Here is a 15,331-nt window from a genome sequence, read left to right as displayed (position 1 = left end):
ACCATATTTCCCGAAGAATGCATCGGATTGCACCCCGCGTCGACGGGGCGTGCGTGCTGCAGACAATTCCGGAAACGGCGGGCGTAATTGTGGCAACGGCGTTTGAAAATCGTGATTTTCCGACCTGTTTTGAAGTCTTTGTAAAGATGGGCAAAGGGGCGGCCACGCTGAGCGTTTCTGTCATCGGCCCGAAAAGATCGGAGATTACTTGGCCGATACTGCCAGTTTCGACCAAGCGGGATCACTGGAAGGATCCGTAGACCAGAACTGGATATCCGCGAAGTCAATTGATTGCACGACACCCGGAAGAGTGTCCCTATATATTCCAAAGCGCGGTTGAACGTCGATGAAGGGGCGGCCGTCTTCATGCCGCATACCGTGATCGAGAAAACCGAGGCGCCCCGTATAGGAGGGGTCGCAGGCGCGTCCGTTGAGATAGACCTGTATGGCGCTTGCACCCTCCTGCAAGCTCGGCTTCAGCATCACATTCACATCATTCCAGTCACCCACATTGAGATGCCAGGGACCGCAGATTATCTTGGATTGACCGGCGTTGCAGTCAGCGCTCCCCCGCACCTTGGCAACGAAGTTCGCGCCTGTTTCCGATGGTATGGCCTCGATTTTGAACAAGGGATTTGCCGCTTGGCAAGCTCCAAGAGGCTTCGTCTCTTCCGTTGGAATATTCTGTTTCACCTGATGAATGACGGTGCGGTTGCCCAGCCCCCGCCAAGGGGCTTCGAGCCGGAAGGCAAAATGGTACCACGTCGGCTCATCGAATTTGATAACCTCTTTCTTGATTTGAATCTCTACCCGTTCAGTCGGTGCATCGCCGACACTCTGATCGGGAGCATCGCCGGGATGCACCGAGATACGCAATATCGGCCTGGAAGGGGATGAGAGATCGCAAATGATACGCGATCTCCATGAGCCAGGGTCCAGCCTGCCGCTGATCTTCCAGAGCTTGGATGGATGTTCGCCGTCGACGGCGCATAGGTCGGCAAAGCTGCCCGACAGAGGGACCGCTGTTTCCTGTGCGATGGCGTGCGATCCGTTCAAAGCACCCAGGCATAATAAAACGAAGGCAAGCTGTGGTGTTCTCAAGGTCATCATCGTCGGTCTTTTCCGCAAGACGGGACAGGGTCTGAGAAGTAGCGGCTCCAGCCAGCTTTCTTGACCAACGATATTGGTTGCAAAGCCTCAATTCATTTCTATCGGCCGAAAATTGCGGGTCAAGAGTGTTTCGATCGGCAATGTCACGCCGTTCGCCGCACGGATGGATGGGCGCCAAGATGCCATGCTCGAGAAAGCGCCTTGGGATTTGCGGGCGTCGCGGAGCTTGAGATTAGCCATTGCTGGCCTCCTTTTTGCCGGCGGGTATAGTCCTATCAAGGTTATTCGTGCCTTTGGTGCCAATCGGCCTGGGGTCTGATTTTCCGTAGCCGTCGAAGATGAGGCTGGCGGCGCCGATCAGACCGGCATGCCGTCCGAGCTGTGCGGCAACGATCGGCACGTCGCGATAGGCGGGCATGGCGCGCTCGCGAACCGTCGCCGCCATTTGATCGTGCAGAAGATCGAAGCCATGCGAAATTCCTCCGCCCATGACAAGCACGTCGGGCGAATAGAGATGAAGCAGGTTTGTGAAGCCGAGCCCCAGCCACCGCGCCTCGGCAGCCAGCAGCTCTAATGCATCGGCGTCGCCCTTTCGCGCGGCTTCGACGACATGCCGTCCGGTCACGTCGGCATCGGCGGCGAGCTTGCGCAGTATCGATCCGTCTGATGGCTTGGTGCGGGCCGTTGCCCGCCTGCCGAGTGCCGTGCCGGAGGCGACGGCCTCAAAGCAGCCGACTGCACCGCAAAAGCAACGTTCGCCCTCATTTGTGATCGTCATGTGGCCGATCTCAGCCGCCAGGCCCCGTCTGCCATGCAGGATCCGGCCGTCGGCAATCACGCCACCGCCGATACCAGTCGACACTGTGACGAACACCATCGATCCCGCCCCGCGGCCGGCGCCATATCGCCACTCGCCAAGCGCTGCCGCATTCGCATCGTTTTCGAGCCTTACGGGCAGCTTGAAATGGTTTTGGAGAATCTCCGCCAGCGGGACCTCATGCCATCCGACCAGGGTCGGGGCGGCAATAACGACACCGGCATTCGGATCAAGCGGACCAGGCGCGCCGATCCCAATCCCGATCGGCGAAAGATCGGGCGTTTGTGCCAACACCGTTTCAGCCAGCTGCTCGATCTGGCGGATGACTGCGGCGGGGCCGCCGGCCGCATCCGTCGACAACAACGAGAACGACAGAGGGCGTCCCGCATCATCGACAAGTGCGGCGCGAAGCTCCGTTCCACCGAGATCGAATGCAAGAGCGACCTTTTTCACGAAACCCGGCTCTCCAGTCCGTGCAGCCAGGCGATCCGGTCGCCGAGGTTCTTGTCGCCGAATGCCAGCGATCCAAGAACGACGTTCTGCGCTCCGGCCTGGCGCAGAAGCGGCACTGTCTGTTCGCGAATGCCGCCATCGGCTGCGAGGATGATCTGATCTTCGCGACCGGCTTTCCTCAGCAGGGAACGCGCTTCGACCAGCCGGTCGCAGGCCTTTTCGGAAAGGCTTTGTCCCTTGAGGCCGATCGAGGTTCCGAGCAGCGTCACGAAGGCGACATGATCGATGAAAGGCTCGATCGCCGAAACGGGCGTTTCCAGCCGCAGTACCACGCCGGCTTCGGCCTCCAATTCTTTGGCAAGCGCAATGGCGCGCAAGCCGGCGTCGCCGTTTTCGGCGTGGACGCTGATCAAATCCGCGCCTGCTTCTATGAACTGGCGCGCCTGCTCCTCGACGATTTCAGCCTCGACCATGAGATGCACATGGATCGGCTTGGCGGTTAACTTGGCGATACGGGCAACGAAATCCGGAAAAAACAGGAAGCCCGGCGTAAAGCGCGCATCTGCGACATCGATGTGATGCAGGTCCACATAAGGCTCTATACGTCTGAGATCGGTCTCCATATTCGCAAGATCTGCCGACCAGAGCGAAAACTCGCCGAGAAGCCTGTTGCGGGGAAGCGCTGCGATGGCCGCCGGGCCGGAAAGGGGTTTGGACGTCATGATGGAACGAAGCTCCGGAGTGTTTTGGATGCGAAAAAATGTGCGATGGCGTCTTGGACCTCAGCAAAATGCCTGTTTTTGTCGACAGCCTTGGCGGTAACTTCGACAAAGCTTGCGCCTGGAATGACATTGGCGAGCGTCTGCGCGCAGGAGAGCGGATGGATCGCATCCTGATGGTTGCCGATAACGAGGGTGGGCATAGCAAGAGCGGCTGCGGCTGCCTGCGGCACATCCGGCCCGTCTGACGCTATGTCAGCCAGTACCGACGCAAAAGCGACGGCGTCCGGCTTATCGAAATAACCGAGCAGGGAGGAGAAGTTGTCCGGTGCTTCCGAGGCGAACCATCGTCCGGTTTCAGAGGCGATAAAGCGCCTTTTGGCCTCCGCGATCGGATGGGAATGGATCAGAGCAGCCACAGTGCGGATCGGCGCGAGATTGCCCGGCGATGCCTCGAAGGTCCAGGCGGGCCGCACGAGAACGAGCCCGGCGATCCGTTGGGCATGATGATGGGCAAGGTGCAGGGCAATGGCCGCTCCCATCGAAATGCCGCCGATGATGAAGCGATCGAACCCGTATTCGGTGGCCGCGGCCAGAACGTCCTCGGCGAACATACGGATCGAAAAGGGCCGCGCATTGCCGAGCGAGGATGTGCCGTGCCCACGGCATTCCAGAGTCAGTCGGTGAATGGCCGAAGTGGGGGCATTCTGCGCCACCTGCGCCTCATCGCCACCCAGGCCGTGTTGGAAGACGACCGGAAGTCCTTTCCCAGTCTCGTAGACGGCAAGCTCTGTATCATCGCGCTTGAACCATTTCTTGCCCATCAGATCAGCGCCTTGAGAAAGCCGGCAACGGCGGGTGCGTCCGAAGCCGAAAGGCCATGGGTTACGAGCGGTCCGTCGAAATTCACCGAGAGCAGCCGCGCGATGAAATCGGCAAAATCCACAATGCCCTGTCCGGCGGTTGCAAAGCGACCATCGCTGTAACGATCCTTGGCATGCGCCAGGGCGATATGACCGGCCGACGTTTCGACCGCCTCTTCGACGATCGCCCGCGCCTCGGCCGGTGTTGCCTGTTCGAAGAGATTGGCCGGATCAAGCACGATGCGCAGCCGCGCCGATCTGATCTCATCGATCAGCCGCCGGGCGTCGCGGGCCGAGGTGACGATATTGGCCTGCTCCGGCTCGATGCCGAGATCGACGCCATGCCGTTCCGCCAGCTCCAGAGCCTTCGCCATTTCAGCCGCCATGTCGGCCCAGGCAGAGGGATCGCCATTGTCGGGATGATGGGCCCATTGGTCGTCCGGGTTGCGCGTTCCGGTACAAAGCGTTACCAGCGGAATCGAGAGTGCCGCCGCCGTTTCGATGACGACGGCGAGCTGGGCAAGGCCCGCTCGGCGTACAGCGATATCGGGGTGAGCCATATTGTAGGTGCCGGACAGGGCGGCAAGCGAGATGCCCGTCGCCTCGACGGCCGCCCGGATCGCCGCGATCGTTTCTTCGGAAACGGCATCGGGCATGGATGGGAGACCGCAGCAGGCGAGATTGAACTGCGCGCAAGCATAACCGCTGTCACGCACAGCCGAGAGAACGCCGAGCGGCTCGGTTCCGGGAAAGGTCTTGGCGAATATCCCGATCTGCATCAGACCGCTCCCGAAACCGATGCGAGTTCAACGCGCTCGCCTTGTTCCACCGAGCGGGCGATCGCCACCATCGCGCGGATGGAGGCTAGGCCGTCCTCGACATTGGCGCCGCGCATCGGCGCGCCGTTCAGCGCGGTATCGGCGAGCCCCTCCAGCTGCCGGCGGAAGAAATGGCCGTCGGCGCCGAGCGGCTTCCGGCTCGTCGCATCCTTCTCATGGAAGATTTCCACTTCGCTCGAGCGGAAGTACCAGGGATTGAAGGTCTTTGCGAGAACCGAGCCATTCTCGCCGTAAAGCTGAAACCCCTCATGCCAATCCATGCGCACGGCAACCGTCAGGTCCAGATGACCAAGAGCACCGTTGGCAAACTCGGTCTCCACGAACCAGCAATAGGCACCGGCACGTTCCAGGAGCCGGGCACGAACGGCGACGATCTCGCCGCAGAAGAAACGCGCGGTATCGACGAGATGCGAACCATGCGCGAGCATGAAATATTGCCTGAGATCGGCCTTGGGATTGCCTGATGGTTTGCGCGCAAGCTTGCTGGTGACGGGCAGGGGCTGCACCGCATCCGTATTGGTGTAGCGATGGGTGGAATCGCAATACCAGGCCTTCATCGCAAAGATCTGGCCTATATCATCGCGCACGAAATCGCGCGCTGCCTCAAGCGCCGGATCGAAGCGTTTCATATGGCCGACCTGCAGGATCTTGCCGGACCGGTGCACGGCCTCGGCAAGCTGCTGTCCTTCCTCGACCGAAACGCCGATGGGTTTTTCGCAGAGCACGTGCTTTCCGGCTTCCAGCGCCTTGATCGACATTGGCACATGATAGGCGTCGGATGTCGCGACGATCACGGCCTCCAGCTCGGGATCGGCAAGCATGGCATCAAAATCGTCGTACATCTTCTGCGGCTCGTAGGTCGCGCCCATGCGGGCAAGAAGATCGGGGGCTGCGTCGCAGATTGCATAAAGATCGGCATTCCTGGCTTTAACGCAGGATTCCAGATGCGCGAATTGCGCGATCGGGCCGCAGCCGAGGACCCCGACGCGAAGACGGCGGCTTTCCTTTTCGATCATGGTTCTCCCTCTTACGCCCCGTAGCCGCGCATGGTTTGGCGATTGGCTTTGATCGCAGCGGCAGGATCAGCGCCGGCCATCTCGGATTCCTCCTCCAGCACCAGCCAGCCGTTAAAGCGTGGAGCGGCCGAGACAAGGTCGATCACCGCCGGCGTATCGAGAACGCCCTTGCCGAGCATCGCCCATCGGCCCTGCGCATCGACATCTTTCAGATGCAGGTAGCGGATACGGTCCTGATAGGTGCGCATCGTGTCAAGCATATCGGCATGCCCCCGCAGGATATGACCGGTATCCGGCACCCAGCCGACCAGGCTCGGGTCGAGCAGAGCGAAGATGCGGTCGTAATCGGTCCGGTCGAACAGCAGCGTATTGTGATGCGAACTCGGATGCACGGCGACCTCGACACCGGCGGCCTTGCCCAGTTCGCCGGCGCGATTGTAGAACTCGCCGGCAATGGCGAACTTCTCGTCTCGCGGGCCGTCAGAAACGACGGTTGCCGAGCCGATGGAAACGAGTGCACCCGGAAAATGCGCGGCATAATCGATCCAGCGCTTGGCCGTCGCAAGATCGTCCTTCAGCGCGTCGGCGACCGTAAAGCCGCTCTTCGAGCCGAAGGCAAAGGAGACGAGCGTCAGGCCGCGATCTCTCAATGCATTCGCGAAGGCACGCGGCTCCGCGCCATAACGGCCGATCATCGTATCGGTGATTTCGATGCCGGAATAACCGCCGGCGGAAATCGCCGAGAGCAGATCATCAGCCGTTCCCGTCCAGGCATTGCCGAGCATTTCCCATGTGAACGTCTGGCAGCCGACTTTTATGTCCTTGCGCATTCCCGCTATTCCTTGATTCCGCCTTGGGTCAGGCCTTCGATGATGTGTCGTTGGAAGAAGAGCACCAAAATGATGAGCGGTATGGTGACGACAGCCGATGCGGCGGCGATGTCTCCCCAGGGCACATAATATTGGTTGGTGAAGTTGGCGATGCCGACCGGGATCGTCTGGCTGCCGCTGTCCGAAGTGAAGGCCAGCGCGAACAGGAACTCATTCCAGGCGGTGATGAAGGCAAGCAGACCCGTCGTGACCAGACTCGGCAATGACATTGGCAGAATGATGTGCCAGAGCAGGCCGACTGGGCCGACGCCGTCTATGCGGGCCGCCTCGTCGATCTCGCGCGGCAGCGTTTCGAAATAGCCGAACAGTACCCAGGTCACCAGCGGCAGTCCCAGAGCGAGATAGGTGATGATCAGCGCCGTATAGGTATCGAGCAGCCCGAGATCGGAGGCGATGAGATAGAGAGGTCCGACGAGGGCGATCTGCGGAAACATCGATACCGAAAGGATGACCGTCAGGATACCGAAGCGTCCCCTCACATCGAGGCGCGACAGCGAAAAGGCCGCGAGCGAGCCGACGATCAGACAAAGAGCGGTGGTCGCAAGGGAAACGACGAGCGAATTCAGCACATAGTGATGCAGGCCTTTTTCGACAAAGGCATTGTAGTAATGCTCCAGCGTGAACGGGTTCGGTATGAGCGAGGGCGTTCCCTCGGTCAGGGCCTTGTCGAGCTGGAGCGATGTCGAAAATTGCCAGATGAAGGGGCCGGCGGACCAGATGAGGATGAACAGGGCGCCGAGATAGATGAGGATGTTTTGGAAGACTGAGCGCTCTCCGTTCACGTCGTCCTCCTGATCTGGCGCACGAGGAAGATGCAGAAGCCGATGGCGATCAGCCCCTCGGTGAGGAACATGGCGGTCGTTACAGCCGAGCCGTAGCCGAACTGCAGCGTCGAAAAGAGCACCTTGTAGGACAGAGTTGAAAGGGTCTCGGTGGAATCTGCCGGACCGCCACCCGTCAGCACATAGACGAGGTCGAAGACGCGGAAGGCATCGAGCGCACGGAAGAGCCCGGCTATCAACAGTGTCGGCATCAGGAGCGGCAGGCGGACATGCCAGAAGATCGTCCATGCTCTCGCACCGTCCATGCGTGCGGCCTCTATGAGCGATTTCGGAACGGTCTGCAGCCCGGTCAGCAACAGAAGCGCCATGAATGGCGTGGTCTTCCACACATCGGCAAGGATGATCGTCGTCAGCGCCGTATCGGGGGAACCGTACCAGTTGATGTTCTGGTCGATCAGTCCGGTATGCAGAAGGATGAAATTGATGATGCCGTGCTGGCCGTCGAAGAGCCAGCCGAACATTTTCGATGTCACGACGGTCGGCATGGCCCAGGGTACGAGCATGGCGGCGCGGACCATACCCCGGCCGGCGAAGGTTTCGCAAAGGATCAGCGCCATTGCCAGGCCAATGAACGTCTCGAGCAAGGTCGAGATCAGGGTAAACCAGATCGTATGCCACCAGGCATTCCAGAACGGCGGATCGGACAGCAGCTGCACATAATTGGCGATGCCGACGAAATCATTGTCCTGGGTGATCAGCGAGCGGTTGGTGAAGGACAGATAGACGCCGTTGACGATCGGATAGAAGGATACTGATGCGAGCGAAAGGAATGCCGGCAGCAGCAACAGCCAGGGCCAGAGGGCGCTGGACAGCGCCCTCGACTTACCTGGGGTTTGCTCGGAAACGGCAACCGTCATCGTCACGGCCATGTCAGCCAACGATCTTGTTGATATGGGCGGCGGCGGCCTGAAGCTCCGCCTTGACGTTGCCGCTGACCAGCGCCTTGGAGATACTCGACTGCAATGCCAGCGTCACCTTGGCATATTGCGGCGTGATCGGCCGCGGCGTGGCTCCGGTGAAGACGTTCTGGAGACTTGCCATGAACGGCTGCTCGGCCTTGAGCTTCGCATCCTGGAAGATGGCAGGCCGCGAGGGCGCAAGACCGAAATTAAGGGCAAGCCGGGTCTGGGTTTCGGGTGAAGACATCCAGGTCAGAAATTCGATCGCCGCTTCCCGCTTCTTGGAGTTGGCATTGACGCCCAGCTGGTAGCCGCCAAGGCAGGCCGAGCTCTTGCCGCCGGCAAAATGCGGCAACGGCGCGACGGCGACCTTGTCGACGACATGCGAGGCCTTCGGGTCCTGCGCGATCGGGTAGACGTAGGACCAGTTGCGCATGAACATCGCCTCACCAGACGTAAACGGCTGGCGAGAGGGCTCTTCGTCCCAGGAGAGCACGTTCTGAGGGCTGATCTTCGTCTTGTTGATGGTGTCGTACAGGAACTGGATCGCGGCAACGGCGGCATCGTCGCCGATGACAGAAGATTTTCCATCTGCGGACAGGATCGAGCCGCCATTGGATGCGATGATTTCTACGGCGTCACAGACCAGAACCTCGGCCTGCTTGCCCTGCCAAAGATAACCGAATTTGGCGTCGCCGGCCTTTTGCGCCTCTGCCGCCATCGTCGCCATGTCGGCCCAGGTTTCCGGCACCTTGCCGCCATGCTTTTCCATCAGATCCTTGCGATAGTAGAACATGCCGGAATCGACGAACCATGGCAGCGCGGTCAGTTTGCCGCCATAAGTGCAGGCAGCCACCGTGCCGGGGAAATAATCGGAACGCTTGTCTTTCGGAAAATACTCGTCAAGCGGCAGAGCCCAGCCGGCAGAGGCAAAGCCCGCGATCCAGATCACGTCCTGGCTGAAAACGTCAGGTGTTCCATTGCGGCGGGCGAGCTGCTGGACGAGGCCCTGATAGACTTCCGTCGACGAGCTCGGCGGCGGCAGTTCGATGAACTTGACGGTGATGCGGCTTTGCGACTCGTTGAAAGCCTTGACGAGATCGCCAAGCCCTTCCTTCCCGAAGAAGCTGGCACTGGCAAAGCTGATTTCCGTCCGATCGGCCGCGCGGGCCGGGCGGATACCGAGGCCTGAGGCAACACCAAGTGTTGCCGTACCGATGGCGGCGCCGGCGGCACCCAACAGCAGCTGACGACGATCAAGCATTATCGATTGTCCGGCACCCTTGGCGTGAGCCGGCGTCTTCTTGATATCTGTCATGTTTCCCTCCCAGGAAGACTGGCGACCTCCAAACCTCCGCGCCAGTATTCGCATATGTTTTATAAAAATTTGTCGCGCGTCAAGAAATAAGATGCTTTAAATCAACCCGGGAGTCATCGTTCGGATGCGCCGAAGCGCGGCGAACAGATGCGGTAGATCGGGGAGGATTGGGTAATATGGCTGGTAATTCAAAAGCTAAGCTTGGCATTGGCGTCATCGGCTGCGGTAACATCTCGATGACGTATCTGCGCAATGCAGCGCTGTTTGCCGGTGTCGAATTGCGGGCTTGCGCCGATATATCCGCCGATGTCGCCGCACTGCGTGCCCGGGAGTATGGCATTCGCGCGCTCAGCGTCGACCAATTGCTGGCCGATCCCGAAGTCGATCTCGTGCTGAACCTCACTGTTCCCGCCGTCCATTTCGACGTCACGATGTTGGCCCTATCCGCTGGCAAGCATGTCTTCACGGAAAAGCCGCTTGCAACGTCGGCAGCCGATGGACGGATTCTCGTGGCGGAGGCCAAGCGGCGCGGGTTGCAGCTGGGGTCGGCGCCCGATACGTTTCTGGGCGCGGCCGGTCGTCGGGCGCGGCGCCTGATGGATGAGGGCGCGATCGGTCGGCCGGTCAGCGGCACTGCCTTCATGATGGGGCGTGGCATGGAGCACTGGCACCCCAATCCGCAATTCTATTATCAACCGGGCGGCGGCCCGGTTTTCGACATGGGCCCCTATTATCTGACGATGATGGTGAACCTGCTGGGGCCTGTCGTGCGGGTCATGGCAATGGCGACGAAGGGCCAGGAAGAACGTCTGATCACCGCCGACGGTCCGTTCAAGAATACGCGCTTCAAGGTCGGCACTCCTACAAACATCCTGTCGCTTCTGGAATTCCAATCCGGCGCGACCGTGAATTTCGGTGCCTCTTGGGACGTGTTTCGCCACTCCAATCATCCAATCGAGCTTCATGGCACCGAAGGTTCGCTCCGTTTGCCCGATCCGGACACGTTCGGCGGAACGGTGTCGCTGTCCGAGCGGGGCGCCGATTGGCGCGATTTCGAAAGCGACGGCGAGCTTTACGGCGCGAAGAACTGGCCATTCGATGCACCGGATCGGGCGAATTACCGAATGCTCGGTGTCGCCGACCTTGCGCGAGGGCTTGAGGAGGGCAGGTCGCCCCGCGCGTCGGGAGAGCTGGCCCTTCACGTCCTTGAGATCATGGAGGCCATTCTTCAGTCCGGGGAAAGTCGGCAGTCGGTCAGCATCGGCGCGCAGTTCACTCCCTCACCGCACCTTGACGAAGGCGAAGCACACAGCCTTCTCGCTTGATCGCTGCAGAGAGGGGGTAATCCAATGGAAAAGCTGGCTGAAAGCGCGCTGCGCGTTCTTGCTCTCACCAGTCGGTCGAGCGGTCGGCCATTCGAAACCGGCACACCTCAGCAGGCGCGTATTGACTATGATGCGAATTGTCCGACGCTCCAGGGCGCAAGAGAGGCCGTCGCTTCGGTGGAGGATCTCGGGATTGCCGGCCCGAACGGTCCGATCACCTTGCGCATCTATCGCGGCATCGGTGCGCCTCTGAAGCATGGTCCGGGCCTCATCTATTTGCATGGCGGCGGCTGGGTGATCGGCAATCTCGAATCGCACGACGAAATCTGCCGATGGTTCGCCAATACTGCCAAATGCACTGTCATCTGCCCCGACTATCGGCTGGCGCCAGAACATAAATTTCCCGCCGGAGTGACCGATTGCGCTGCGACTTTGGCATTCGTGGTGAAATCGGCGGCAGACCTCGGCATCGATCCCGGACGGATCGCCGTCGCCGGCGACAGTGCCGGCGGCAATCTTGCTGCCGTGCTGGCATTGATGTCACGCAATGGCGATGCCCCGCCGCTTGCGGCGCAGCTGCTCATCTATCCCAATACGGACGCCGCCCAGACGGCCGACAGCTATCGCCGCTATGCTGAAGGCTTCGGCTTGACGGCCTCGACAATGAGATGGTTTCGCGATCACTACGTTCGCACTGCAGCCGATATAGCAGACTGGAGGGTTTCTCCGCTACAAGCCGAGACCTTGGCCGGAGTGGCCCCGGCCTTCGTCGCCACCGCCGGACACGATATTCTGGTCGATGAAGGCATCGCCTATGCCGGGCGACTGCGGGAAGAAGGGGTGCGCACGGTACATCGCCATTGGCCGGGGCAGATCCACGGTTTCGTGTCGATGGGGAGATATGTAGCGGAGGCTCGGCGGGCAGTGGAGGAGGCCGTCGCGGCGTGGCGCGGCTTCGAAGCTGTCTTGATTTAGATGAAGAGCAGGTGTCGCGTCAGGCAGACTGCCGCATGACCAGCGTTCCATCCAGGCTGACCTTGCGCGCGATCGACCGGGTGGGCACGTCCGTATCGCCAAGCAGCATCAGAAGCGTGCTGACGCTGCTTGCCGTCATCGCGGCGAAGTCCTGAGCCATCGTCGTCAGCGGCGGGCAGGTATAGCGGCTCAAGGGATGGTCGTCATGGGCCGCGATGCGCAGATTGTCGCCCTTTTTGCGCCCGATTTTCAGCCCGTGCGCGAAGGCGGCTGCCATCACGCCGAAGGCGAGGCGATCATTCGCGCAAAGGATGGTTTTACGTGGAAGAGACTTTGCGCGGAGCAGGCCATCCATCTGCTCGTATCCGATGCGTTCGAACTCCCAGGTGTAGGCAACACTGGTGCTGATGACCAACGGCTCGCAGCCTGCGGCTTCCATGGTGGCGATATAGCTCGCCAGCCTTTCGGGTGAGTTGTGATTGACATGCGGAATGTCGAGATAGGCCGGCGCCTCTCCGGATCGGCAAAGATATTCCACGATCGTTGCGACGCTCTGGTAATTGTCGTTGCCAATGAAGGGCGTATTGCCTTCGATGTAAGTGTCGAAATAGACGATGGGCAGGTTCTGCGCGAGTTTTTCAAAGGTGCGCGGATCGGATTTCTTCCCCAATGGTGCGACAAGCGCCCCGGCCACCTTCAAGGACAGCATCGTGTTGACCGCCTCGCCTTCCAGTTCGGGCAAGCCGTGCGACGAGAACACGATCGGCCAATAACCCTCGTTGCGCAGGCGCAGTTCCAGGCGATTGACCATTTCTGCGTAGAAGGGATCGGTGAGGGCGGGAACCAGGATGCCGATATTGCGTGTTCTCTTGCGATTGAGGTTCCGTGCATACAGATTGGGCTGATAATCCGATGAACGAAGTGCGGCTTCGATCAGCGCGCGGGTCGCCGGTTTTACACTGGTCGGGTCGTCAAAATATTTGGAAAGGGTGGGGCGGGAGACACCGCAGGACTTCGCGAAGTCCTCCATCGTCTTATGCGTCAATTTTTCCATCTAAAGTCGACCATTGTTCCAGCTGCCGTCGCTACGAATGCCTTATGCGCATACGTGGAAAGTAGCGCAATCATAGCCGTAAAGTCCTGGCAAGTTCTTTTGCGCTTTGCGTTGCAATAAAAGGTAGCGCGCGAAAATTTATTATTTAACGCGTTAAATTCAAGCTGCTGCATGGGTGGTCCGATCGGGAATGGAGCGCATCACACGAAATCCACTGCCTGGATCCTTCGTCAACGCCCATGCGAATGGCGACGAGGTGCGCCGATGAGTGGTTACGACGACATTCGAACCACAGCCGCATAGTCAGCATCTTGATATTAGAGAGTGTGAAGCGGGAATGGGTAAAGCCGGAGGCGCATGAACGGCGCGGTGACCTTGATATGCATATCCTCGTGCAAATGGTAATTTCTGGTTGCTCTTTACGATCGCCGCGAACCGGGCCTGGGGCTCGCCGTTTTGCTATCGGCGTCTCCTTGATGGATGCCGCGCGTTTCTGCTGATGCAAATCTGTTATCGAATCCGCGCGACAAGCCGGCGCTAGCTTTCAAATCCCCGACCCGTCTAGTTGCTCGGCGTTGTCGCCTTCCCAAGGTGAGGGCATTGAGGTGCGATTGAGATTGGCCGAGGGCATCGGCATCCAGCATTTTAGTTCCGGCTCGGCATATTCTATGATGTGCCCGGGCGAGGAATCGGAGGCGCGCCAACCCTCTGTGCCGAACTGATCGCCATTCGACCAATATGCGAGGTCGACTTCTGCCGGCCCCTGTTCTGACGAGCGGATCGTGACTAGGATCCGACTGCCGTCTTTCGGAGCGCTTGCCATGTGCCGCCAGCGGTCTGGCTCATCCATCACTTTTCCTCCTGCCTTGCTTCGGGTTGCAAGTGTCGCCTCGCCATCGAAAACGGTCAACTCAAACTTTGCGCAACCCTCCGTCGTCTCAGATGTTTGCGGCCGAATATCTTGCAAAATGAAGCATGTACAGCGCTACAGTCGGGGTTCTGCGAGTATCCAGCACTCCGGAACTTGCGAAATACGCTAACACATTCCGGAGCACTTGAATAAAGGGGTGGAGGCAGGCGATCGTCCCGCAGAACGAGATGATCGCCTGTGGTACTGGTCGCAGCGGCTCCGAGGTTTTGAGACAGCGGAGCTTCAGGCTTGCATCCCTTTTTCCCACCAGCCGCGGGTGTTCACGTCCGCAACGTCAGCGAGCGCTTCCAGCTCTGCAATGTCGTCGCTGGTGAGGCTGATGCTGCTGGCTCGGACCAGACTATCGACGTGATCGGGTTTGGTGACGCCGATGATCGGGGTTGCGCCCTTGGCGATCGCCCACGCTATCGCGACATCGGGAGCGGCCGCATCCTGCTTCTGGCCGATCGAGGCGAGCATGTCCGTCAGCGCCTTTAGCTGAGGCAGCATACCATTGTAAGCAGCCGCCCGGCTGCTTCCTTTTGGCAGCGGGTTCTCCGGACTGTACTTGCCGGTCAGGGCGCCTTGTTCAAGCACCATATAGGCGAAGAACGGGATACCTTGATTGCGGCAGTAGTCCAGAATGCCAGCTTGTTCAGAGCTGCGGTAAAGGAGGCTATAGTGGTTCTGGATGGCTTCAACCCGGAATCCGGCTTCTCCGAGGATCCGGTTGGCGAGCTCGATTTCGCTTAGGTTGTGATTCGAGACACCGACATGTTTGACCTTCCCGCTCTTCAGCAACGGTATCAGGTGCGGAGTCCAACGCGCCACATCGGCCGGGTTGTGAATCCAGTAGAGATCGATGTAGTCGGTGCCGAGGCGCGCCAGGCTCTGCTCCAGCATGTCCGCCACGGGATCGTTACTGGTCCCTGCCGCCTGCGGCGTGAACTTTGTGGAGAGCTGATAGCCGCTGCGGGCGTAGCGTTTGAGTATCTCCCCAAGTAGAGTTTCTGAACGGCCCATGCCGTATACCATGGCGGTGTCCCACAGGGTGAATCCGCCCGCATGCGCCTTTTCCGCTAGCTCTTCGAGGCCAGCCTGAGTAAGACGGCTGCCGAAGTAACCGTCGCCAGTCTCGCCGCTGTCGCCCCACGCCCAGGTCCCCAGTGCGACCGTGGGGACTTTGAGATAATCCATCGTCATGTTTGCTCCATCCTTGTTCTGCAGCCAGGTTCGCTGTGACCCAGGCGCTGCGGACACTATGCTGGATGGCGACGCCGAACCGTTAGCCTTATGCGCCG

General features: G+C 59.9%; 15 protein-coding genes. 2 read left to right on the top strand and 13 right to left on the bottom strand.

Features of this window, described 5'->3' with window-relative positions:
- Window positions 1–204: 204 nt before the first annotated feature.
- The 10 genes from PH558_RS29655 to PH558_RS29610 all read right to left on the bottom strand — a co-directional run bounded on the left by PH558_RS29655 (window position 205) and on the right by PH558_RS29610 (window position 9,766).
- Window positions 205–1,107, bottom strand: coding sequence for a heparin lyase I family protein (locus tag PH558_RS29655; protein ID WP_285208088.1), 903 nt, complete (start codon window positions 1,105–1,107; stop codon window positions 205–207).
- A 235-nt stretch (window positions 1,108–1,342) separates the two neighbouring features.
- A complete protein-coding gene (locus PH558_RS29650) occupies window positions 1,343–2,380 on the bottom strand; it encodes an ROK family protein (protein ID WP_095437517.1) in 1,038 nt (345 codons plus the stop codon).
- On the bottom strand, window positions 2,377–3,102 hold the full coding sequence (locus PH558_RS29645; RefSeq protein ID WP_285208019.1) for a ribulose-phosphate 3-epimerase: 726 nt from the start codon (window positions 3,100–3,102) through the stop codon (window positions 2,377–2,379). The genes PH558_RS29650 and PH558_RS29645 overlap by 4 nt, the downstream gene beginning before the upstream one ends.
- The gene (locus PH558_RS29640) at window positions 3,099–3,923 is read right to left on the bottom strand and encodes an alpha/beta fold hydrolase (RefSeq protein ID WP_285208018.1); all 825 of its coding nucleotides are present in this window, start codon (window positions 3,921–3,923) and stop codon (window positions 3,099–3,101) included. The genes PH558_RS29645 and PH558_RS29640 overlap by 4 nt, the downstream gene beginning before the upstream one ends.
- Entirely contained in the window at window positions 3,923–4,741 is an 819-nt protein-coding gene (locus tag PH558_RS29635; RefSeq protein ID WP_113407096.1) for a sugar phosphate isomerase/epimerase family protein, read from the bottom strand. The genes PH558_RS29640 and PH558_RS29635 overlap by 1 nt, the downstream gene beginning before the upstream one ends.
- Window positions 4,741–5,817, bottom strand: coding sequence for a Gfo/Idh/MocA family protein (locus PH558_RS29630; RefSeq protein ID WP_285208017.1), 1,077 nt, complete (start codon window positions 5,815–5,817; stop codon window positions 4,741–4,743). The genes PH558_RS29635 and PH558_RS29630 overlap by 1 nt, the downstream gene beginning before the upstream one ends.
- Window positions 5,818–5,828: 11 nt before the next feature.
- Window positions 5,829–6,647, bottom strand: coding sequence for a sugar phosphate isomerase/epimerase family protein (locus PH558_RS29625; protein ID WP_285208016.1), 819 nt, complete (start codon window positions 6,645–6,647; stop codon window positions 5,829–5,831).
- A gap of 5 nt (window positions 6,648–6,652) precedes the next feature.
- Window positions 6,653–7,489: a carbohydrate ABC transporter permease gene (locus PH558_RS29620; protein ID WP_095437523.1), complete on the bottom strand. Its 837-nt coding sequence runs from the start codon at window positions 7,487–7,489 to the stop codon at window positions 6,653–6,655.
- Entirely contained in the window at window positions 7,486–8,418 is a 933-nt protein-coding gene (locus PH558_RS29615) for a carbohydrate ABC transporter permease (RefSeq protein WP_285208015.1), read from the bottom strand. Before PH558_RS29615 ends, PH558_RS29620 begins: the two co-directional genes overlap by 4 nt.
- A 1-nt stretch (window position 8,419) precedes the next feature.
- Window positions 8,420–9,766, bottom strand: a complete 1,347-nt coding sequence (locus PH558_RS29610) for an ABC transporter substrate-binding protein (RefSeq protein ID WP_285208014.1) — start codon at window positions 9,764–9,766, stop codon at window positions 8,420–8,422.
- Between the two features lie 176 nt (window positions 9,767–9,942).
- Here PH558_RS29610 and PH558_RS29605 point away from each other — a divergent pair, with 176 nt between their 5' ends.
- Window positions 9,943–11,091 carry a Gfo/Idh/MocA family protein gene (locus PH558_RS29605; protein ID WP_113407090.1) on the top strand — a complete coding sequence of 383 codons (1,149 nt, stop codon included), beginning with the start codon at window positions 9,943–9,945 and terminating at the stop codon, window positions 11,089–11,091.
- Window positions 11,092–11,115: 24 nt separating this feature from the next.
- Window positions 11,116–12,066, top strand: coding sequence for an alpha/beta hydrolase (locus PH558_RS29600; protein WP_113407089.1), 951 nt, complete (start codon window positions 11,116–11,118; stop codon window positions 12,064–12,066).
- Window positions 12,067–12,085: 19 nt separating this feature from the next.
- Here PH558_RS29600 and PH558_RS29595 read toward each other — a convergent pair whose 3' ends face one another.
- The 3 genes from PH558_RS29595 to PH558_RS29585 all read right to left on the bottom strand — a co-directional run bounded on the left by PH558_RS29595 (window position 12,086) and on the right by PH558_RS29585 (window position 15,233).
- Window positions 12,086–13,120 (bottom strand): LacI family DNA-binding transcriptional regulator, encoded by a 1,035-nt coding sequence (locus PH558_RS29595; protein ID WP_285208013.1) that lies wholly within the window; start codon window positions 13,118–13,120, stop codon window positions 12,086–12,088.
- Window positions 13,121–13,664: 544 nt separating this feature from the next.
- Window positions 13,665–13,970: a hypothetical protein gene (locus PH558_RS29590; RefSeq protein ID WP_285208012.1), complete on the bottom strand. Its 306-nt coding sequence runs from the start codon at window positions 13,968–13,970 to the stop codon at window positions 13,665–13,667.
- A gap of 303 nt (window positions 13,971–14,273) precedes the next feature.
- Window positions 14,274–15,233, bottom strand: a complete 960-nt coding sequence (locus PH558_RS29585) for an aldo/keto reductase (RefSeq protein WP_285208011.1) — start codon at window positions 15,231–15,233, stop codon at window positions 14,274–14,276.
- Window positions 15,234–15,331 lie beyond the last annotated feature (98 nt).

This window comes from Rhizobium pantanalense (assembly GCF_030182525.1).
Classification (GTDB): Bacteria; Pseudomonadota; Alphaproteobacteria; order Rhizobiales; family Rhizobiaceae; genus Rhizobium.
The sequence above is the reverse complement of the archived record's forward strand: the minus strand, read 5'-3'. Positions and strand labels throughout refer to the sequence as shown.

Coding starts and splice junctions, on each gene's coding strand:
- PH558_RS29590 (WP_285208012.1), bottom strand. CDS start 13,970: ATGGATGAGCCAGACCGCTGGCGGCACATGGCAAGCGCTCCGAAAGAC.
- PH558_RS29630 (WP_285208017.1), bottom strand. CDS start 5,817: ATGATCGAAAAGGAAAGCCGCCGTCTTCGCGTCGGGGTCCTCGGCTGC.
- PH558_RS29585 (WP_285208011.1), bottom strand. CDS start 15,233: ATGACGATGGATTATCTCAAAGTCCCCACGGTCGCACTGGGGACCTGG.
- PH558_RS29655 (WP_285208088.1), bottom strand. CDS start 1,107: ATGACCTTGAGAACACCACAGCTTGCCTTCGTTTTATTATGCCTGGGT.
- PH558_RS29610 (WP_285208014.1), bottom strand. CDS start 9,766: ATGACAGATATCAAGAAGACGCCGGCTCACGCCAAGGGTGCCGGACAA.
- PH558_RS29640 (WP_285208018.1), bottom strand. CDS start 3,923: ATGGGCAAGAAATGGTTCAAGCGCGATGATACAGAGCTTGCCGTCTAC.
- PH558_RS29625 (WP_285208016.1), bottom strand. CDS start 6,647: ATGCGCAAGGACATAAAAGTCGGCTGCCAGACGTTCACATGGGAAATG.
- PH558_RS29605 (WP_113407090.1), top strand. CDS start 9,943: ATGGCTGGTAATTCAAAAGCTAAGCTTGGCATTGGCGTCATCGGCTGC.
- PH558_RS29635 (WP_113407096.1), bottom strand. CDS start 4,741: ATGCAGATCGGGATATTCGCCAAGACCTTTCCCGGAACCGAGCCGCTC.
- PH558_RS29645 (WP_285208019.1), bottom strand. CDS start 3,102: ATGACGTCCAAACCCCTTTCCGGCCCGGCGGCCATCGCAGCGCTTCCC.
- PH558_RS29595 (WP_285208013.1), bottom strand. CDS start 13,120: ATGGAAAAATTGACGCATAAGACGATGGAGGACTTCGCGAAGTCCTGC.
- PH558_RS29600 (WP_113407089.1), top strand. CDS start 11,116: ATGGAAAAGCTGGCTGAAAGCGCGCTGCGCGTTCTTGCTCTCACCAGT.
- PH558_RS29615 (WP_285208015.1), bottom strand. CDS start 8,418: ATGGCCGTGACGATGACGGTTGCCGTTTCCGAGCAAACCCCAGGTAAG.